This is a genomic window from Polynucleobacter sp. 86C-FISCH (assembly GCF_018882415.1).
Taxonomy (GTDB): domain Bacteria; phylum Pseudomonadota; class Gammaproteobacteria; order Burkholderiales; family Burkholderiaceae; genus Polynucleobacter.
The window spans coordinates 977,879-995,925 of the sequence record NZ_JACVOL010000001.1 but is presented as its reverse complement, the minus strand read 5'-3'; the positions used below and the strand labels follow the sequence as shown (position 1 = coordinate 995,925).

The following is an 18,047-nucleotide window of genomic DNA, read 5'->3' as shown; positions in this document are numbered from 1 at the left end:
CTCTATCCCGATCAACCTAAGTGGCGAATCACGAAAGTGGTCTGTAAAGGCAACTTAGCAGCAGCAAGCTTGAAAGCTTCGCGCGCCAATTGCTCATCAACACCGTCCATCTCGTAGAGCACTTTGCCTGGTTGAATTTCAGCTACGTAGTACTCTGGATTACCTTTACCGTTACCCATACGTACTTCAGCAGGTTTTTGTGAAATTGGCTTATCTGGGAAAATGCGAATCCAAATACGGCCACCACGTTTAATGTGACGAGTCATTGCACGACGTGCTGACTCAATTTGACGAGCAGTCAAACGACCACGGCCAACGGCCTTCAATCCAAAGTCACCAAAGGCTACAGAACTACCGCGTGTTGCCACGCCAGTGTTACGGCCTTTTTGTTCCTTACGATACTTGCGACGCTTTGGTTGTAGCATGCTTACTCTCCTGACTTCTGCGTATCTGCGGCAGGTGTTTCAACCTTACGCACACGCTTTACTGCTGGTTTAGCAGCAACTAATGGCTTGTCTGTGCCAGCAGCTGGTTTACGAGCAGCTGTCTTGCTTGGAGCACGACGAGTTTTCTTTTCTTCGGCAGCTGGTTCAGCAGCTTGTGCAGCAACTTGAGCTTCTGCACCACGACCCAATGTGTCGCCTTTGTATACCCAAACTTTTACACCGATGATGCCGTATGTTGTTTCCGCTTCTGAAGTTGCGTAATCAATATCAGCCTTCAATGTATGAAGTGGAACGCGACCTTCACGGTACCATTCGCGACGAGCAATTTCAGCACCATTCAAACGACCAGATGACATGATCTTGATGCCTTGTGCGCCTAAACGCATTGCGTTTTGCATTGCACGCTTCATTGCACGGCGGAACATGATGCGCTTCTCTAACTGTTGAGTAATAGAGTCAGCGATCAATTGCGCATCAACTTCAGGCTTACGAATTTCTTCGATGTTCACGTGAACTGGAACGCCCATACGCTTTTGTAATTCGCGGCGGAGCACTTCAATATCTTCGCCTTTTTTACCGATTACAACGCCTGGACGTGAGCTATAGATAGTAATACGTGCATTCTTTGCAGGACGCTCGATAACTACTTTACTTACGGATGCATTCTTCAACTTCTTCTTCAGATAGATGCGAACGTCAACGTCCTCTTTCAACATCTTTGCGAAGTCAGTATTGTTTGCATACCAACGTGATGTCCAATTCTTCGTTACCGCGAGTCGGAATCCGGTTGGGTTTATCTTTTGTCCCATATCTTTCCTTAGTTACTCAAGGTCACGCTAATGTGACAAGTTTGTTTTTCAATTTGATTTCCACGACCCTTAGCGCGTGCGGTAAAGCGCTTCAATGAAGTGCCTTTATCAACAATAATTGCTGAAACCTTGAGCTCATCAATGTCAGCACCTTTATTGTGTTCAGCGTTGGCCACTGCGGACTCAACAACTTTCTTCACAATGAAGGCAGCTTTCTTGGGGCTGAAGTTCAAAATGTTTAATGCGCGGGCAATCGGCAAACCACGAATTTGGTCAGCGACCAAACGAGTCTTTTGCGCAGAAATGCGGGCACCCTTGTGAATAGCTTTAACTTCCATCATCATCCCCTTACTTCTTCGTTACTTTCTTGTCAGCAGCGTGACCTTTGAAAGTACGGGTCAAGGCAAATTCGCCTAACTTATGACCCACCATGTTTTCTGATACATATACCGGAACGTGTTGACGACCGTTATGTACAGCAATCGTCAGACCAATAAAGTCTGGGAGGATTGTTGAACGGCGTGACCAAGTTTTGATCGGTTTTTTGTCTTTATTGGCTTGTGCGACTTCAACTTTATTTACTAAGCTGGCTTCGCAAAATGGGCCTTTTTTAGCTGAACGTGTCATATCTATTTATCCTTATCGCTTAACGTTTTTGACGACGTTGAACGATCATCGAAGTTGTACGCTTATTGCGACGTGTACGATAACCTTTGGTTGGTGTGCCCCATGGGGATACAGGTACACGGCCTTCGCCAGTTCTACCTTCACCACCACCGTGTGGGTGATCTACTGGGTTCATTGCCACACCGCGAACGGTTGGGCGAATACCACGCCAGCGATTTGCACCAGCTTTACCGATAACGCGCAAGCTATGCTCTTCATTACCAACTTCACCAATAGTGGCACGGCAATCAATCAGAACACGGCGAACTTCACCGGAGCGCAAACGCACCTGAGCGTATACGCCTTCACGAGCTAACAATACTGCGGAACCACCAGCAGAACGTGCTACTTGAGCACCTTTGCCAGGCATGATTTCTACACAGTGAATAGTGCTACCAACTGGAATATTGCGAATCGGCAAGTTGTTACCAGACTTGATAGGGGCTTCAGAGCCACTCATCAACGCCTGACCAACAGTCATGCCTTTTGCAGCCAGAATATAACGACGCTCACCATCAGCAAACACGATCAATGCAATATTTGCACTGCGGTTTGGATCGTATTCCAAGCGTTCAACTTTTGCTGGAATACCATCTTTGTCGTTGCGTTTGAAGTCAACAACACGATAGTGATGCTTATGACCACCACCTTTATGACGGGTAGTGATGTGACCGTTATTGTTACGGCCAGCTTTTTGAAACTGTGGCTCTAACAATGGTGCAAAAGGCTTGCCTTTATGGAGGTCAGGATTGACCACCTTGACCATTGAGCGACGACCTGGTGAGGTCGGTTTTGTTTTCATCAAAGGCATGATTAATTCGCCTCCGCTTCAAAGTTAATTTCTTGACCTGGCTTCAAGCTTACGTAGGCCTTCTTAGTGTGGTCACGACGACCTTCAAAACGGCCATAGCGCTTAGGCTTACCTTTTTGATTTACGATTTGAACTGAGTCAACTTGCACTTTGAAGAGCAATTCAACTGCTTGTTTCACATCGCTCTTGTTTGCGTCGCGAGCTACTTGGAATACCACTTGTTCGTTTTTCTCTGCAACCATAGTGGCTTTTTCAGAGATCACCGGTCCAAGCAGAACCCTCATTAGGTTGTGATCGTTTTTACGGACTTGGCTCATTTCAGCAACTCCTCAATTTTTGCGATCGCAGCTTTGCTTACCAATACTTTTTTGTATTGAACCAAAGCTAATGGATCAGCGTGCTGTGGCTCACATACAGCAACTTTATGCAAGTTACGTGATGCCAAGTACAAATTCTCGCTAACCTGATCAACAATAATCAAGACTGAATCCAAGCCCATTGCTTTAACTTTGTCAGCTAAAACTTTAGTCTTTGGAGCGTCGAGACTGAATTGATCAACAACATTCAAACGACCTTCGCGAGCTAACTGAGACAAAATTGATCTCATACCAGCGCGGTACATTTTCTTGTTTACTTTTTGGCTGAAATTCTCTTCTGGAGAATTCGGGAATATACGACCACCTCCACGCCACAGCGGGGAAGAGCTCATACCAGCACGCGCACGACCAGTACCTTTTTGACGCCAAGGTTTCTTAGTTGTGTGCTTAACTTGCTCACGGTCTTTTTGTGCACGGTTACCGCTACGTGCATTTGCTTGGTAAGCCACTACAACTTGGTGTACCAACGCTTCGTTATATTCACGTTCGAAAACTTCTGGTGAAGCTTGTACGCCCGCACCTAAAGTACCGTTGTCCTGGAGAAGCTTAAGTTCCATATTCGCTCTCCTTATTTCTTCTTCAACGGTGTTTTAACCGCTGGAGTAACAATAACTTTACCGCCTGGGGCACCTGGAATAGCGCCTTTAACCATGATGAGATTACGTTCTGCATCAATGCGTGCGATGACTAAATTTTGAACTGTACGTGTAACGTCACCCAAGTGACCGGTCATACGCTTACCAGGGAAAACACGACCTGGATCTTGCGCCATACCGATTGAGCCTGGTACGTTATGTGAACGTGAGTTACCGTGGGATGCACGACCAGAAGCGAAGTGATAACGCTTGATGGTACCTGCGTAGCCCTTACCGATAGACACGCCTTGTACGTCCACTTTTTGACCAGCAGTAAATGCAGTGTCAGCAGGAATTACTTGTCCTGGTGTCATTTCTGCGATTTTTGCTGCGTCTAAATGAAATTCGTTGAGACCGTTACCAGCCATCACTCCTGCTTTAGCGAAGTGACCAGCCATTGCTTTGGTAACGCGAGTAGCTCTACGTGTGCCATGTGCCAACTGGATAGCGTTATAGCCATCAGTTGCCTGGGTCTTGATTTGAGCGACTCTGTTGTCGCTCACGTCGATTACGGTGACAGGAATCGCTTCCCCTTCGTCCGTAAATAGACGGGTCATGCCGACCTTGCGGCCGATTAAGCCTAAGCTCATATTCATGCTCCACGCCGACTTCGATTGGTCGGCAAAATTAATTTAAGTGATTTACAAGTAAAAGTACTTCTAAATCAATAACTTACAACGTTTTTAATGCTGATAAAACTAAGATTATCGCCCAAATAATTGAGCGAAGCCTTAGATTCTATCCCGAAAACCCAGTCTTGACAAGCAAAAAGACTGGGAACAACAAATTACTGCAACTTAATTTCGACGTCCACACCTGCTGGGAGGTCTAATTTCATCAAAGCATCTACAGTTTTCTCTGTAGGATCAACGATATCCATCAAACGGAGATGGGTACGGATCTCTAATTGATCACGGGATGTCTTGTTCACGTGTGGTGAACGCAAGATATCAAAGCGCTCGATACGAGTTGGCAAAGGCACTGGACCCTTAACAACTGCACCAGTACGTTTAGCTGTATCAACGATTTCAGCTGCAGACTGGTCGATCAAACGGTAATCAAATGCTTTAAGGCGAATACGAATTTTTTGGTTTTGCATATTAATTCCAAAGAGCGTTGTGGTGCTGCCACGTTATACATCTAAAGAGCACGGTGACATCAGCAGCACTGATGTCACCGGTTAGCAAACCGCTAAATATTTGTTACTAGTAAAACTTAAGCCAAAATCTTTGCAACCACGCCGGCGCCAACAGTACGGCCACCTTCACGGATCGCAAAACGTAAACCTTCTTCCATCGCGATAGGAGCGATGAGTTTTACGGTAATCGTGACGTTATCACCAGGCATTACCATTTCTTTGTCTTTTGGCAACTCGATTGAACCAGTTACGTCCGTTGTACGGAAGTAGAACTGTGGACGATAGTTGTTAAAGAATGGAGTATGACGACCACCTTCGTCTTTACCCAAGATGTAAACCTCGGCTGTAAAGTGAGTATGTGGGGTGATTGAACCTGGCTTAGCCAATACTTGGCCGCGCTCAACTTCTTCACGTTTTGTACCGCGTAACAAGATACCAACGTTATCGCCTGCTTGACCTTGGTCGAGCAATTTGCGGAACATTTCAACACCAGTACAAGTTGTCTTGAGTGTTGGCTTGATACCGATGATTTCGATCTCTTCACCAACTTTAACGATACCGCGCTCGATACGGCCTGTAACAACAGTACCGCGACCGGAGATAGAGAACACGTCTTCTACTGGCATCAAGAACGCGCCGTCAACAGCACGCTCTGGAGTTGGGATGTATGAGTCAAGTGCTTCAGCCAATTTCATGATGGCTTCTTTACCCAATTTACCTTCGTCGCCTTCAAGGGCTAACTTAGCAGAACCTTGGATGATTGGTGTGTCATCGCCAGGGAAGTTGTACTTAGATAGAAGCTCACGAACTTCCATTTCAACTAACTCGAGCAATTCAGCGTCATCAACCATGTCGCACTTGTTGAGGAACACCACGATGTAAGGAACACCAACTTGGCGTGCCAAGAGGATGTGCTCACGAGTTTGTGGCATTGGGCCGTCAGCAGCAGAGCAAACTAAAATTGCGCCGTCCATCTGAGCAGCACCAGTAATCATGTTCTTAACGTAGTCAGCATGTCCTGGGCAATCAACGTGAGCGTAGTGACGGTTAGCTGTCTCGTACTCAACGTGCGCTGTATTAATCGTAATACCGCGTGCTTTTTCTTCTGGAGCAGCATCGATCTGATCGTATGCTTTAGCTTCGCCACCGAATGCTTTAGAAAGCACGGTTGCGATTGCTGCTGTCAATGTGGTTTTACCGTGGTCAACGTGACCAATGGTGCCTACGTTTACGTGCGGTTTTGTCCGCTCGAATTTTTCTTTTGCCATTTTTGTCTGCCTTCTCTAGCTAGTCAATATTCAAAATTAATGTGGATAAATTACTTCGCTTTAGCAGCCATAACTGCTTCAGCAACGTTCTTAGGTGCTTCGGAATAATGCTTAAATTCCATGGTGTAGGTAGCGCGGCCTTGGGTCAACGAGCGCAAGCCAGTTGAGTAACCAAACATCTCTGCCAACGGCACTTCAGCGCGAACGATCTTACCGCCGCCTGGAATGTCATCCATACCTTGCAAAATACCGCGACGGGATGAGAGATCACCCATTACGTTACCCATGAAATCTTCTGGCGTTTCAACTTCAACAGCCATCATCGGCTCAAGCAACACTGGGGATGCTTTGCGCATACCGTCCTTGAACGCCATAGAACCCGCCATCTTAAATGCGTTTTCATTGGAATCAACGTCATGGTATGAACCGAAGAACAATGTTGCTTTGATATCTACAACTGGATAGCCAGCCAAAATACCGGAGTTCAATGTTTCGATGATGCCTTTTTCTACCGCAGGGATGTATTCACGTGGAACAACACCGCCCTTAATAGCGTCAACGAATTCAAAACCTTTGCCTGGGGCTTGTGGCTCTAACTTCAAGACCACGTGACCGTATTGACCACGACCACCAGACTGCTTAACGAATTTACCTTCGATCTCTTCGCAAACCTTACGAATCGTTTCACGGTATGCAACCTGTGGCTTACCAACAGTTGCTTCTACACCGAATTCACGCTTCATACGGTCAACCAAAATTTCCAAGTGGAGCTCGCCCATACCGGAAATAATTGTTTGGCCTGATTCTTCGTCAGTCTTCACACGGAAAGAAGGATCTTCTTGTGCCAAGCGATTCAAAGCAAGACCCATTTTTTCTTGGTCAGCTTTTGTCTTTGGCTCAACAGCTTGAGAGATCACAGGCTCTGGGAATACCATGCGCTCCAAAATAACGATGCTATCTGGATCACACAATGTTTCGCCTGTAGTTGCGTCTTTCAGACCAACTGCAGCAGCGATATCGCCAGCAAATACTTCTTTGATTTCTTCACGTTCGTTTGCGTGCATCTGCAACAAACGACCAACACGTTCTTTCTTACCCTTAATTGGGTTGTAGATTGTGTCGCCAGATTTCATTACGCCTGAATAAACACGGAAGAAGATGAGCTGGCCAACAAATGGGTCAGTCATGATCTTAAATGCCAACGCAGAGAACTTCGCGCTATCAGACGCTTCACGTGTTGTAGGCGTGCCATCTTCCAATTCACATGGAACTGGTGGAACGTCTAATGGTGAAGGCAACAATTCAACTACAGCATCCAACATCGCCTGAACGCCTTTGTTTTTGAAAGCTGTTCCGCACAACATTGGAACGATTTCATTGGCAATAGTACGTTGACGCAATGCTGCTTTGATTTCTTCTTCGGTCAAGCCTTCGCCACCGAGATACTTTTCCATCAACTCTTCTGAGCTTTCAGCAGCAGCTTCGAGCATCTTCTCGCGCCACTCTTCAGCAGAAGCCTGCAATTCAGCAGGGATGTCTTCGTATGTAAATTTAGTACCTTGTGAAGCCTCATCCCAATAGATAGCCTTCATCTTCACCAAATCCACAACGCCTTTGAAGTTTTCTTCAGCGCCGATTGGAATTTGGATCAAAATTGGATTTGCTTTAAGGCGAGTTCTCATTTGGTCGTAGACCTTGAAGAAGTTCGCACCAGTACGGTCCATCTTGTTTACGAATGCTAAACGTGGAACTTGATACTTGTTAGCTTGACGCCACACAGTTTCAGATTGTGGCTGTACACCACCTACCGCACAGTAAACCATGCAAGCGCCGTCCAAAACACGCATTGAACGCTCAACTTCAATAGTGAAGTCTACGTGTCCTGGGGTATCAATAATGTTGATACGGTGCTCTGGGAAATTACCAGCCATGCCCTTCCAGAACGTTGTAGTAGCAGCAGAAGTAATCGTGATACCACGCTCTTGCTCTTGCTCCATCCAGTCCATGGTTGCAGCGCCGTCATGAACTTCACCAATCTTGTGATTAACACCGGTGTAGAACAAAACGCGTTCTGTAGTTGTTGTTTTACCTGCGTCAATGTGCGCAGAAATACCGATATTGCGGTATTTGTCGATAGGGGTTTTACGTGCCACTGTTGGTGCCTTTTCTTTACTATTTGATTAGAAGCGGAAATGTGAGAAAGCTTTGTTAGCTTCTGCCATACGGTGAACTTCTTCACGCTTCTTCATTGCGCCGCCACGACCTTCAGCAGCTTCTAATAATTCGTTGGCTAAACGTTGAGCCATAGATTTTTCGCCACGCTTCTTAGCAGCTTCACGCAACCAGCGCATTGCCAAAGCGGAACGACGTGATGGACGAACTTCAACAGGAACTTGATAGTTAGCGCCACCAACACGACGGCTCTTAACCTCAACCATTGGCTTAACGTTGCCCATGGCTGTTGAAAAAATTTCGAGTGGTTCTTTATTTGCTTTTTTCTCGATGTGATCAAAGGCACCGTAAACGATACGCTCTGCAACCGATTTCTTGCCGTCCAACATGAGGACGTTCATGAATTTAGCTACTTCTACATTACCGAATTTTGGATCCGGCAAAATTTCCCGTTTGGGAACTTCACGACGACGTGGCATAACTACTCCTTCAGTTCAGTTAGGGGTGTTCACATGAATCACCCGCTCCGGCTGTCCTACTATCCAAGAAAATTCTTAGACGGAACAGCCACTTACTTGTCTTTTAAGTCTGACAAACAATGACTTACTGCAAAAAACTACAACTGCTTAATTACGAAAAATTAAGCAGCTTTCTTAGCGCGCTTAGCACCGTACTTGGAACGTGATTGCTTACGGTCTTTAACACCTTGCAAGTCAAGTGAGCCACGAACGATGTGGTAACGAACACCTGGCAAATCCTTTACACGACCACCACGAATCAACACTACTGAGTGTTCCTGGAGGTTATGGCCTTCACCACCAATGTATGAAATAACTTCAAAACCATTGGTTAAGCGAACTTTGGCTACTTTACGAAGCGCAGAGTTAGGCTTTTTAGGAGTAGTGGTGTACACACGTGTACAAACACCACGGCGCTGCGGACTGTTTTCCAGTGCAGGGCTCTTGCTTTTAACGATAAGCCTGGATCTTGGCTTGCGTATTAATTGATTAATTGTTGGCATAAAATAGCTCGGTTAGTACTTCTTTGTTGCTTTCTTCAAGAAAATCAATGACTTAGAGAATTTCTAGGTCAAAAAGACCCTCTTCTGAATCAGTAGAACTCAGCATTCTAGCTTGGCCAGCCTTTTCCGTCAACCAAATGGGGAAAAAACTGGCCATTTCTGGCCAGAATTACCAAATTAGCTTGGATCAGCCTCCCCAGTAGGAGCAACGACTTCAGCCTCGATTTCTACAGGCATATTGGCCATTGCTTCCTCTTCGGCGGCAATCATTTGAGCGCGGTCACGCTCGAATTGCTCTCTGACCTTGCGTGCACGGCGATAAGACAAGCCGGTACCAGCAGGGATCAGACGACCAATAATGACGTTTTCCTTGAGGCCACGGAGTGTATCGGTCTTGCCCATAATTGCGGCTTCGGTCAATACACGGGTGGTTTCTTGGAAAGAAGCCGCTGAAATAAAGCTGTCGGTCGACAAGGATGCCTTAGTAATACCTAGCAACACGTTATCGAACTGAGCTGGGTGCTTACCTTGGGCGATCACTGCATCGTTAGCGTCATACAACTTAGAACGCTCAACTTGCTCACCAGTGATGAATGATGTGTCGCCTGGATCAGTTACCTGAACACGACGCAACATCTGACGCACGATAACTTCAATGTGCTTGTCATTGATCTTCACACCCTGGAGACGATAAACGTCTTGAACTTCGTCAACGATGTAGATTGCCAACTCTTCGATACCTTTGAGAGTCAAGATGTCGTGTGGATCAGCAGGGCCTTCCACAATCATCTCGCCCTTGTTCACAACTTGACCGTCGTGAACGAGAACTTGCTTCTCTTTAGGAATCAAGAATTCATTGGCTTCACCGTCCATATCGGTAATCACCAAACGTTGTTTACCTTTGGTTTCTTTACCGAATGAAACTGTTCCAGTAACTTTCGCCAATACTGCTGCATCTTTTGGTGAACGTGCTTCGAACAATTCTGCAACGCGTGGCAAACCACCGGTAATGTCGCGAGTCTTCTGTGATTCGATTGGAATACGTGCCAATACTTCACCGACTTCAACCTTCTGGCCATCTTTAACAGTAATCAAAGCGCCTACCTGGAGGCCAATGTTTACTGGATGATCAGTACCAGCGATCATGACTTCATTACCCTTTTCATCAACCAAGTTGATCATTGGGCGAACGCCTTTGCTTGCTGCTGAACGACGCTTACCGTCAATAACCACCAAAGTGGAAAGACCGGTAACTTCGTCAACCTGCTTAGCAACAGTTACACCTTCTTCGACGTTGTCGAAGCGAGCGATACCAGCGTACTCAGAAATAATCGGACGTGTTAATGGATCCCAAGTTGCTAAGCTTGCGCCAGCCTTAACTGCTGCATCTTCTTTCAACAAGAGAGTTGCACCGTAAGGAACTTTATGACGCTCGCGCTCGCGACCATTCTCATCAACGATCAAGGCTTCGCCAGAACGTGAAATCACGATCTGCTCACCCTTCGCGTTCTTCACAACACGCATCGTGCCGGAGAACTTCAATGCACCATTTGATTTAGCTTCAATATTGCTTGCAACTAAAGCGCGTGACGCTGCACCACCAATGTGGAAGGTGCGCATAGTCAACTGTGTACCTGGCTCACCGATCGACTGAGCAGCGATAACACCAACTGCCTCACCAACGTTAACCAAACCACCGCGACCTAGATCACGTCCGTAGCACTTAGCGCACAAGCCAAAGCGAGTTAAGCAAGACAATACTGTGCGAACTTTAACTTCGTCGATGCCCAATGCAACGATTTGATCAACATGATCTTCATCGAGCAATGTGTCGTTAGGAACAATCACTTCTTGTGTGTCAGGGTGAACGATGTCACCGATACATACACGACCCAAAATACGATCACGCAATGCTTCGATAATCTCGCCGCCTTCAACAAGCGCCTTCATTGTTACGCCAGTAGTCGCGCCGCAATCCTCTTCGATCACCACGAGATCTTGAGTAACGTCGCACAAACGACGTGTCAAGTAACCAGAGTTCGCTGTCTTCAATGCTGTATCAGCCAGACCTTTACGAGCACCGTGGGTTGAAATGAAGTACTGCAACACGTTCAAGCCTTCACGGAAGTTCGCAGTAATTGGGGTTTCAATGATGGAGCCATCAGGCTTAGCCATCAAACCACGCATACCAGCCAACTGACGAATCTGCGCTGCAGATCCACGCGCACCGGAATCCGCCATCATGTAGATGGAGTTAAAGGATTCTTGGCGAACAGTCTTACCGTTGCGGTCGAGTACATCAACGTGTGACAACTCATCCATCATTGCTTTACCAACTTGGTCGCCTGCGGCACCCCAAATATCAACCACGTTGTTATAACGCTCTTGATTGGTTACGAGACCAGACATGAACTGCTTGTCATACTCTTTAACCTTGGCAGAAGCTTCAGTGATGATGCGCTCTTTAGATGTTGGGATCAACATATCGTCGATCGCAACAGAGATACCAGCATTGGTTGCCAAACGGAAACCAGACTGCAAGAGACGGTCAGCAAAAATGACTGTTTCACGCAAACCGCACTTGCGGAATGACGTGTTGATCAAACGTGAGATTTCTTTTTTCTTTAAAGGCTTGTTGATTTCCTCGAAAGACATGCCTTTAGGCAAAATCTCAGACAAGATTGCACGGCCAACTGATGTTTGATAGATCTTGGTCTTCTCAGCAAAACGCGCATCGCCTTCTGCCTTCTTGTCCACGATCTCATACTCAGTAATACGCACAGCAACACGTGAAGCCAATTCAACTTGACCTGCTTCGTATGCACGCACTACTTCAGTAATGTTGGCGAAAACCATGCCTTCGCCCTTACCGTTGATCTTGTCACGTGTAGCGTAGTACAGACCCAACACCACGTCCTGCGAAGGAACGATTGATGGCTCGCCGTTAGCTGGGAACAATACGTTGTTCGAAGCCAACATCAATGTACGTGCTTCCATTTGCGCTTCGAGCGACAAAGGAACGTGAACCGCCATTTGGTCACCGTCAAAGTCAGCGTTAAATGCCGCGCAGACTAATGGGTGCAATTGGATTGCTTTACCTTCAATCAGCATTGGCTCGAAAGCCTGAATACCAAGACGGTGCAATGTAGGCGCACGGTTCAACATGATTGGATGTTCACGAATCACTTCTTCGAGAATGTCCCAAACGATTGGAGTCTGGCTTTCAACTTCTTTCTTTGCAGCCTTAATAGTGGTTGCAATTCCCAAAGTCTCGAGCTTGTTGAAAATGAATGGCTTGAACAATTCCAAAGCCATCAATTTTGGTAAGCCGCACTGATGCAATTTCAATGTAGGGCCAACCACGATGACTGAACGACCAGAGTAGTCAACACGTTTACCCAACAAGTTTTGACGGAAACGACCGCTCTTACCTTTAATCATCTCAGCTAAGGACTTGAGAGGACGCTTGTTAGCGCCAGTCATAGCCTTACCGCGACGACCGTTGTCGAGCAATGAGTCAACCGCTTCTTGCAACATACGTTTTTCGTTGCGAACGATGATCTCTGGTGCGCGCAACTCTAACAAACGCTTCAAACGGTTGTTACGGTTAATAACGCGACGATAGAGATCGTTCAAATCGGAGGTAGCAAAGCGACCGCCATCCAACGGCACCAATGGGCGCAATTCAGGTGGCAATACTGGCAATACTTCCATGATCATCCAGTCAGGCTTAATGCCTGAAGTCTGGAACGCTTCGAGCACTTTTAAGCGCTTAGCGTATTTCTTGATCTTGGCATCGCTACCAGTAGCTTTCAAGTCAGCACGAATGGTTTCAACTTCACGATCGATATCAATCGAACGCAAGAGATCACGAATACCTTCCGCGCCCATGATGGCGGTAAATGCACCGTCACCATACTCTTCAGTCTTGGCAATGTATTCGTCTTCAGACATGATCTGACCGCGCTTCATCGCGCCCTCAGGAGTCATGCCAGGATCAACAACTACATATGCTTCGAAGTAAAGAACGCGCTCGATATCACGCAATGTCATATCGAGAACCATACCCAAACGGGATGGTAAGGACTTCAAGAACCAAATGTGCGCTACAGGGGCTGCCAACTCAATGTGGCCCATGCGCTCACGACGTACCTTAGCGAGAGTAACTTCAACGCCGCACTTCTCGCAGATTACGCCACGGAACTTTAAGCGCTTGTACTTACCGCATAAGCACTCGTAGTCTTTTGTTGGTCCAAAAATCTTGGCGCAAAACAAACCATCACGCTCGGGCTTAAAAGTCCGGTAGTTGATGGTTTCTGGCTTGCGTACTTCACCAAAAGACCATGAGCGAATTTTCTCAGGAGATGCGAGGCCAATCTTGATGACATCAAACTGCTCATCACCCTGCGTTTGCTTAAATAAATCGAGCAATGCTTTCATATCAGTTGCGCTCCATGTCAATGTCAATACCCAACGAACGGATTTCTTTTACCAGCACGTTGAAGGATTCGGGCATGCCAGCATCAATCGTGTGCTCGCCCTTGACGATGTTTTCGTAAACCTTGGTACGGCCTGCGACGTCATCGGACTTCACTGTCAGCATTTCCTGCAAGACATATGAAGCACCGTATGCTTCGAGGGCCCAGACTTCCATCTCACCAAAGCGCTGACCACCGAACTGAGCTTTACCGCCCAATGGCTGTTGCGTTACTAAAGAGTAAGGTCCGGTTGAACGAGCATGCATCTTGTCATCGACCAAATGGTGGAGTTTCAAGACGTGCATTACGCCAACAGTTACTGGACGCTCAAACTGATCGCCAGTACGGCCGTCGCACAAAATCATTTGCTGACGTGAAGGAGTCATCTTCAAAGAAGTAGCAACTTCTTCTGGATAAGCCAACTCGAGCATGCGTCCGATTTCAGCTTCTGTAGCACCGTCAAACACTGGGGTTGCAAATGGCAAGCCTTGGCGGAGATTCTCAGCCAATACTGTGATTTGCTCATCAGTGAAGTTGTCGATGTCTTCAATACGGCCTGTTTCGTTGTAAAGCTGCTTCATGAACTTACGGAGTTCAGCTTGTTTAGCTTGTTGACGAACCATCTCGTCGATACGCTTACCAATACCTTGAGCAGCCCAACCTAAGTGGGTTTCCAAGATCTGGCCAACGTTCATACGGGAAGGAACACCCAATGGGTTCAAGACGATGTCAACAGGGCGTCCGTCAGCCATAAATGGCATGTCTTCTGCTGGAGCGATTTTAGAAACCACACCTTTGTTACCGTGACGACCGGCCATCTTGTCACCAGGCTGTAAGCGACGCTTAACAGCCAAGTACACCTTAACCATCTTCGTTACGCCAGGCTGCAAATCATCGCCCTGGGTAAGCTTGGTGCGCTTCTCTTCGAAGGCTTCATCAAACTGTTTACGTTTCGCTTCGATAGAGGACTTAATCGCTTCAACTTGTGAGGCAACTTCATCATCTGCTGGACGCACATCAAACCAATGGTATTTATCTAAGCCAGCAAGGTATTCCTTGTCGATCTTAGTGCCTTTAGCTAATTTCTGAGGACCACCATTAGCAACTTTGCCAATCAACAGTTTTTCTAAACGCATGAAGGCATCGCCCTCAACAATACGCAACTGGTCGTTTAAGTCCAAACGATAGCGTTGTAATTCTTCTTGAATGATTGACTGTGCACGGGCATCGCGCTCAATACCTTCACGGGTGAAGACTTGAACATCGATAACAGTACCGATCATTCCTGATGGAACGCGCAAAGAAGTATCTTTTACGTCAGATGCTTTTTCACCGAAGATCGCACGGAGGAGCTTCTCTTCAGGAGTGAGAGTTGTCTCGCCCTTTGGAGTTACCTTACCAACCAATACGTCACCAGCTTCAACTTCAGCACCGATGTAAACAATACCGCTTTCATCTAAACGGGAGAGTTGTGACTCTGCCAAATTAGAGATATCGCGAGTAATTTCTTCTGAACCAAGCTTGGTATCACGTGCAACTACTGACAACTCTTCAATATGAATAGAGGTGTAGCGGTCGTCAGCAACAACTTTCTCAGAGATCAAGATTGAATCTTCAAAGTTGTAACCGTTCCATGGCATAAATGCCACAGTCATGTTTTGACCCAAAGCCAATTCACCTAAATCGGTAGATGCACCGTCAGCAACTACGTCGCCGCGGGCTACACGATCGCCAACCTTCACGATTGGACGTTGGTTAATGTTGGTGTTTTGGTTTGAACGGGTGTACTTGATGAGGTTATAAATATCCACACCAACTTCACCAGCTGCAGTTTCATCATCGTTCACACGAATCACAACACGATTCGCATCAACATAATCAACAATACCGCCACGCGCTGCTAATACAACAGTGCCGGAGTCAACCGCAACAATACGCTCTAAGCCAGTACCAACTAATGGCTTATCTGGACGCAAGCAAGGAACTGCTTGACGCTGCATGTTCGCACCCATCAACGCACGGTTCGCATCATCGTGCTCTAAGAATGGAACGAGTGAGGCAGCAGCAGAAACGATCTGGCTAGGAGCAACGTCGATGAAATCGATGCGCTCTGGGCTAACCATCATGGTTTCACCAGCTTGACGAGCAGAAACCAATTCGTCAGCTAATTTACCGTTTTTGTCGATCGTTGCATTCGCCTGAGCAATAACGTATTTCGCCTCTTCAATAGCAGACAGATACATCACTTCATCGCTTACCTTGCTATTAGCAACCTTACGATAAGGCGTTTCCAAGAAACCATGCTCATTCAAACGCGCAAACAACGCGAGTGAGTTGATCAAACCAATGTTTGGTCCTTCTGGAGTTTCGATTGGGCAAACACGTCCGTAGTGGGTTGGATGCACGTCGCGCACTTCGAAACCTGCGCGCTCGCGTGTCAAACCACCAGGTCCCAATGCAGAAATACGACGCTTGTGCGTGATCTCTGAGAGTGGGTTGGTTTGGTCCATAAACTGGGACAACTGTGAAGAACCGAAGAACTCACGAATAGCAGAAGAGATTGGCTTGCTGTTAATCAAGTCATGCGGCATGAGGTTTTCTGTTTCGGCTTGGCCGAGACGTTCTTTAACCGCACGCTCTACACGTGACAAACCAGCTCGGAATTGGTTTTCTGCCAATTCGCCAACGCAACGTACACGACGATTACCTAAGTGATCGATGTCGTCTACTTCGCCTTTGCCGTTACGCAAATCTACGAGGGACTTAATGGTGTCGAGAATATCTTCGTTTGACAGAACCATTGGACCTTCCATTTCTGGACGGTTCAAACGGCTGTTGACCTTCATGCGGCCAACGCGTGACAAATCGTAGGTATCTTCGCTATAGAACAAGCGCTGGAACAAGGCTTCAACAGCATCTTCTGTTGGAGGCTCACCAGGACGCATCATGCGATAGATGGCGATACGAGCAGCCATTTGATCCGCAGTTTCGTCAGTACGCAATGTCTGTGAAATGTACGCACCAGAATCTAAATCGTTGGTGTAGATGGTTTCTAACTGCTTGATACCTGCATCGCGCAATGTCGCCAATAACTCTTCAGTGATTTCATCATTAGCGTAAGCCAAGATTTCACCGGAGTCTGGATCAACAATATTACGTGCAACTACACGACCAATTAAATAGTCATCTGGTACAGCGATTGTTTTTGTTTTTGCAGCTTCGAGTTCGCGAATATGCTTTGCATTGATACGCTTGTCTTTTTGAATGACTACAACGCCATTCTTGTCGAGCACATCAAAGCTAGCCAACTGACCACGCAAACGCTCTGGCACAAATTCCATTGAGCCGCCATTAGCAGTCAATGAGAAATGGTCAAAGTTAAAGAAGTTAGCAAGAATCTGTTCGTTGTTTAAACCAATTGCTTTGAGCAAAATGGTGACAGGCATCTTACGACGACGGTCAACGCGGAAATAGAGAATATCTTTTGGATCAAATTCGAAATCGAGCCATGAACCACGGTAAGGAATGATGCGTGCTGAGAACAGCAACTTACCTGAGCTGTGTGTCTTGCCCTTATCGTGCTCAAAGAACACGCCTGGGGAACGGTGCAACTGAGAAACGATCACGCGCTCAGTACCGTTAATCACAAAAGAGCCGTTTTCTGTCATGAGTGGAATTTCACCCATGTAGACTTCGCTCTCTTTTACCTCTTTAACCTTAGTAGGCGCTTCGCGATCATAAATAATCAAGCGAACTTTTGCGCGTAAGGCAGAGTGGTATGTGTAACCACGTTGTTGACATTCTTTAACGTCAAATGGTGGCTGTGATAACTGGTATGACACGTATTCCATACGTGCGTAGCCGTTGTTAGACACAATTGGGAACGCTGATGTAAAGGCGGCTTGAAGTCCCTCAGTAAGACGAGACATTGCCGGCTTATCAGCCTGTAAAAATTTAGCGTAGGATTCCAGCTGCGTTGCGATCAGGTACGGAACCTGGTGGTTGTTTACTCGCTTAGCAAAGCTTTTACGGACTCGCTTGCGTTCGGTGAAGCTATAGTTCATTTCATCTCCGAATTCAGCGACTGTACAAAGATTTGGCGATTGGCCACTACCAATCACTGGCGGACAACACTAAACCGTTTCGATCTAGTGTCCGACCAAACTTGCATTCTGCAGTCGTATCAGAAGGCAAACCCGATTTCAATCAGAAATGAAATCGGGTTT

15 protein-coding genes are annotated in these 18,047 nt (G+C 46.7%); all 15 read right to left on the bottom strand.

Features of this window, described 5'->3' with window-relative positions:
- Positions 1–11 precede the first annotated feature (11 nt).
- The gene (rplP, locus tag ICN10_RS04920; RefSeq protein ID WP_011901907.1) at positions 12–425 is read right to left on the bottom strand and encodes a 50S ribosomal protein L16; all 414 of its coding nucleotides are present in this window, start codon (positions 423–425) and stop codon (positions 12–14) included.
- A 2-nt stretch (positions 426–427) separates the two neighbouring features.
- A complete protein-coding gene (rpsC, locus tag ICN10_RS04915) occupies positions 428–1,255 on the bottom strand; it encodes a 30S ribosomal protein S3 (RefSeq protein ID WP_068320116.1) in 828 nt (275 codons plus the stop codon).
- A gap of 8 nt (positions 1,256–1,263) precedes the next feature.
- Positions 1,264–1,596: a 50S ribosomal protein L22 gene (gene rplV / locus ICN10_RS04910; protein WP_198929325.1), complete on the bottom strand. Its 333-nt coding sequence runs from the start codon at positions 1,594–1,596 to the stop codon at positions 1,264–1,266.
- A gap of 7 nt (positions 1,597–1,603) precedes the next feature.
- Complete coding sequence (gene rpsS / locus ICN10_RS04905; RefSeq protein WP_046329379.1) at positions 1,604–1,882, bottom strand: 30S ribosomal protein S19; 279 nt, start codon at positions 1,880–1,882, stop codon at positions 1,604–1,606.
- Positions 1,883–1,901: 19 nt separating this feature from the next.
- The gene (rplB, locus tag ICN10_RS04900; RefSeq protein ID WP_068320114.1) at positions 1,902–2,732 is read right to left on the bottom strand and encodes a 50S ribosomal protein L2; all 831 of its coding nucleotides are present in this window, start codon (positions 2,730–2,732) and stop codon (positions 1,902–1,904) included.
- A gap of 2 nt (positions 2,733–2,734) precedes the next feature.
- The gene (gene rplW / locus ICN10_RS04895) at positions 2,735–3,049 is read right to left on the bottom strand and encodes a 50S ribosomal protein L23 (RefSeq protein ID WP_068320111.1); all 315 of its coding nucleotides are present in this window, start codon (positions 3,047–3,049) and stop codon (positions 2,735–2,737) included.
- Entirely contained in the window at positions 3,046–3,666 is a 621-nt protein-coding gene (gene rplD, locus ICN10_RS04890) for a 50S ribosomal protein L4 (RefSeq protein ID WP_011901901.1), read from the bottom strand. Before rplD ends, rplW begins: the two co-directional genes overlap by 4 nt.
- An 11-nt stretch (positions 3,667–3,677) precedes the next feature.
- Positions 3,678–4,334 (bottom strand): 50S ribosomal protein L3, encoded by a 657-nt coding sequence (gene rplC / locus ICN10_RS04885; RefSeq protein WP_216215180.1) that lies wholly within the window; start codon positions 4,332–4,334, stop codon positions 3,678–3,680.
- Between the two features lie 197 nt (positions 4,335–4,531).
- Positions 4,532–4,843 (bottom strand): 30S ribosomal protein S10, encoded by a 312-nt coding sequence (gene rpsJ, locus ICN10_RS04880; RefSeq protein WP_011901899.1) that lies wholly within the window; start codon positions 4,841–4,843, stop codon positions 4,532–4,534.
- Between the two features lie 116 nt (positions 4,844–4,959).
- Positions 4,960–6,150 carry an elongation factor Tu gene (tuf, locus tag ICN10_RS04875; RefSeq protein WP_215348176.1) on the bottom strand — a complete coding sequence of 397 codons (1,191 nt, stop codon included), beginning with the start codon at positions 6,148–6,150 and terminating at the stop codon, positions 4,960–4,962.
- A 50-nt stretch (positions 6,151–6,200) separates the two neighbouring features.
- On the bottom strand, positions 6,201–8,303 hold the full coding sequence (fusA, locus tag ICN10_RS04870) for an elongation factor G (RefSeq protein WP_216213238.1): 2,103 nt from the start codon (positions 8,301–8,303) through the stop codon (positions 6,201–6,203).
- 27 nt (positions 8,304–8,330) lie between these two features.
- The gene (rpsG, locus tag ICN10_RS04865; RefSeq protein ID WP_068320103.1) at positions 8,331–8,801 is read right to left on the bottom strand and encodes a 30S ribosomal protein S7; all 471 of its coding nucleotides are present in this window, start codon (positions 8,799–8,801) and stop codon (positions 8,331–8,333) included.
- Positions 8,802–8,962: 161 nt separating this feature from the next.
- Positions 8,963–9,343 carry a 30S ribosomal protein S12 gene (gene rpsL / locus ICN10_RS04860; protein WP_011901896.1) on the bottom strand — a complete coding sequence of 127 codons (381 nt, stop codon included), beginning with the start codon at positions 9,341–9,343 and terminating at the stop codon, positions 8,963–8,965.
- Between the two features lie 177 nt (positions 9,344–9,520).
- The gene (gene rpoC, locus ICN10_RS04855) at positions 9,521–13,783 is read right to left on the bottom strand and encodes a DNA-directed RNA polymerase subunit beta' (protein ID WP_068320098.1); all 4,263 of its coding nucleotides are present in this window, start codon (positions 13,781–13,783) and stop codon (positions 9,521–9,523) included.
- 1 nt (position 13,784) lies between these two features.
- Positions 13,785–17,885, bottom strand: coding sequence for a DNA-directed RNA polymerase subunit beta (gene rpoB, locus ICN10_RS04850; RefSeq protein ID WP_216213235.1), 4,101 nt, complete (start codon positions 17,883–17,885; stop codon positions 13,785–13,787).
- Between the last annotated feature and the right edge of the window lie 162 nt (positions 17,886–18,047).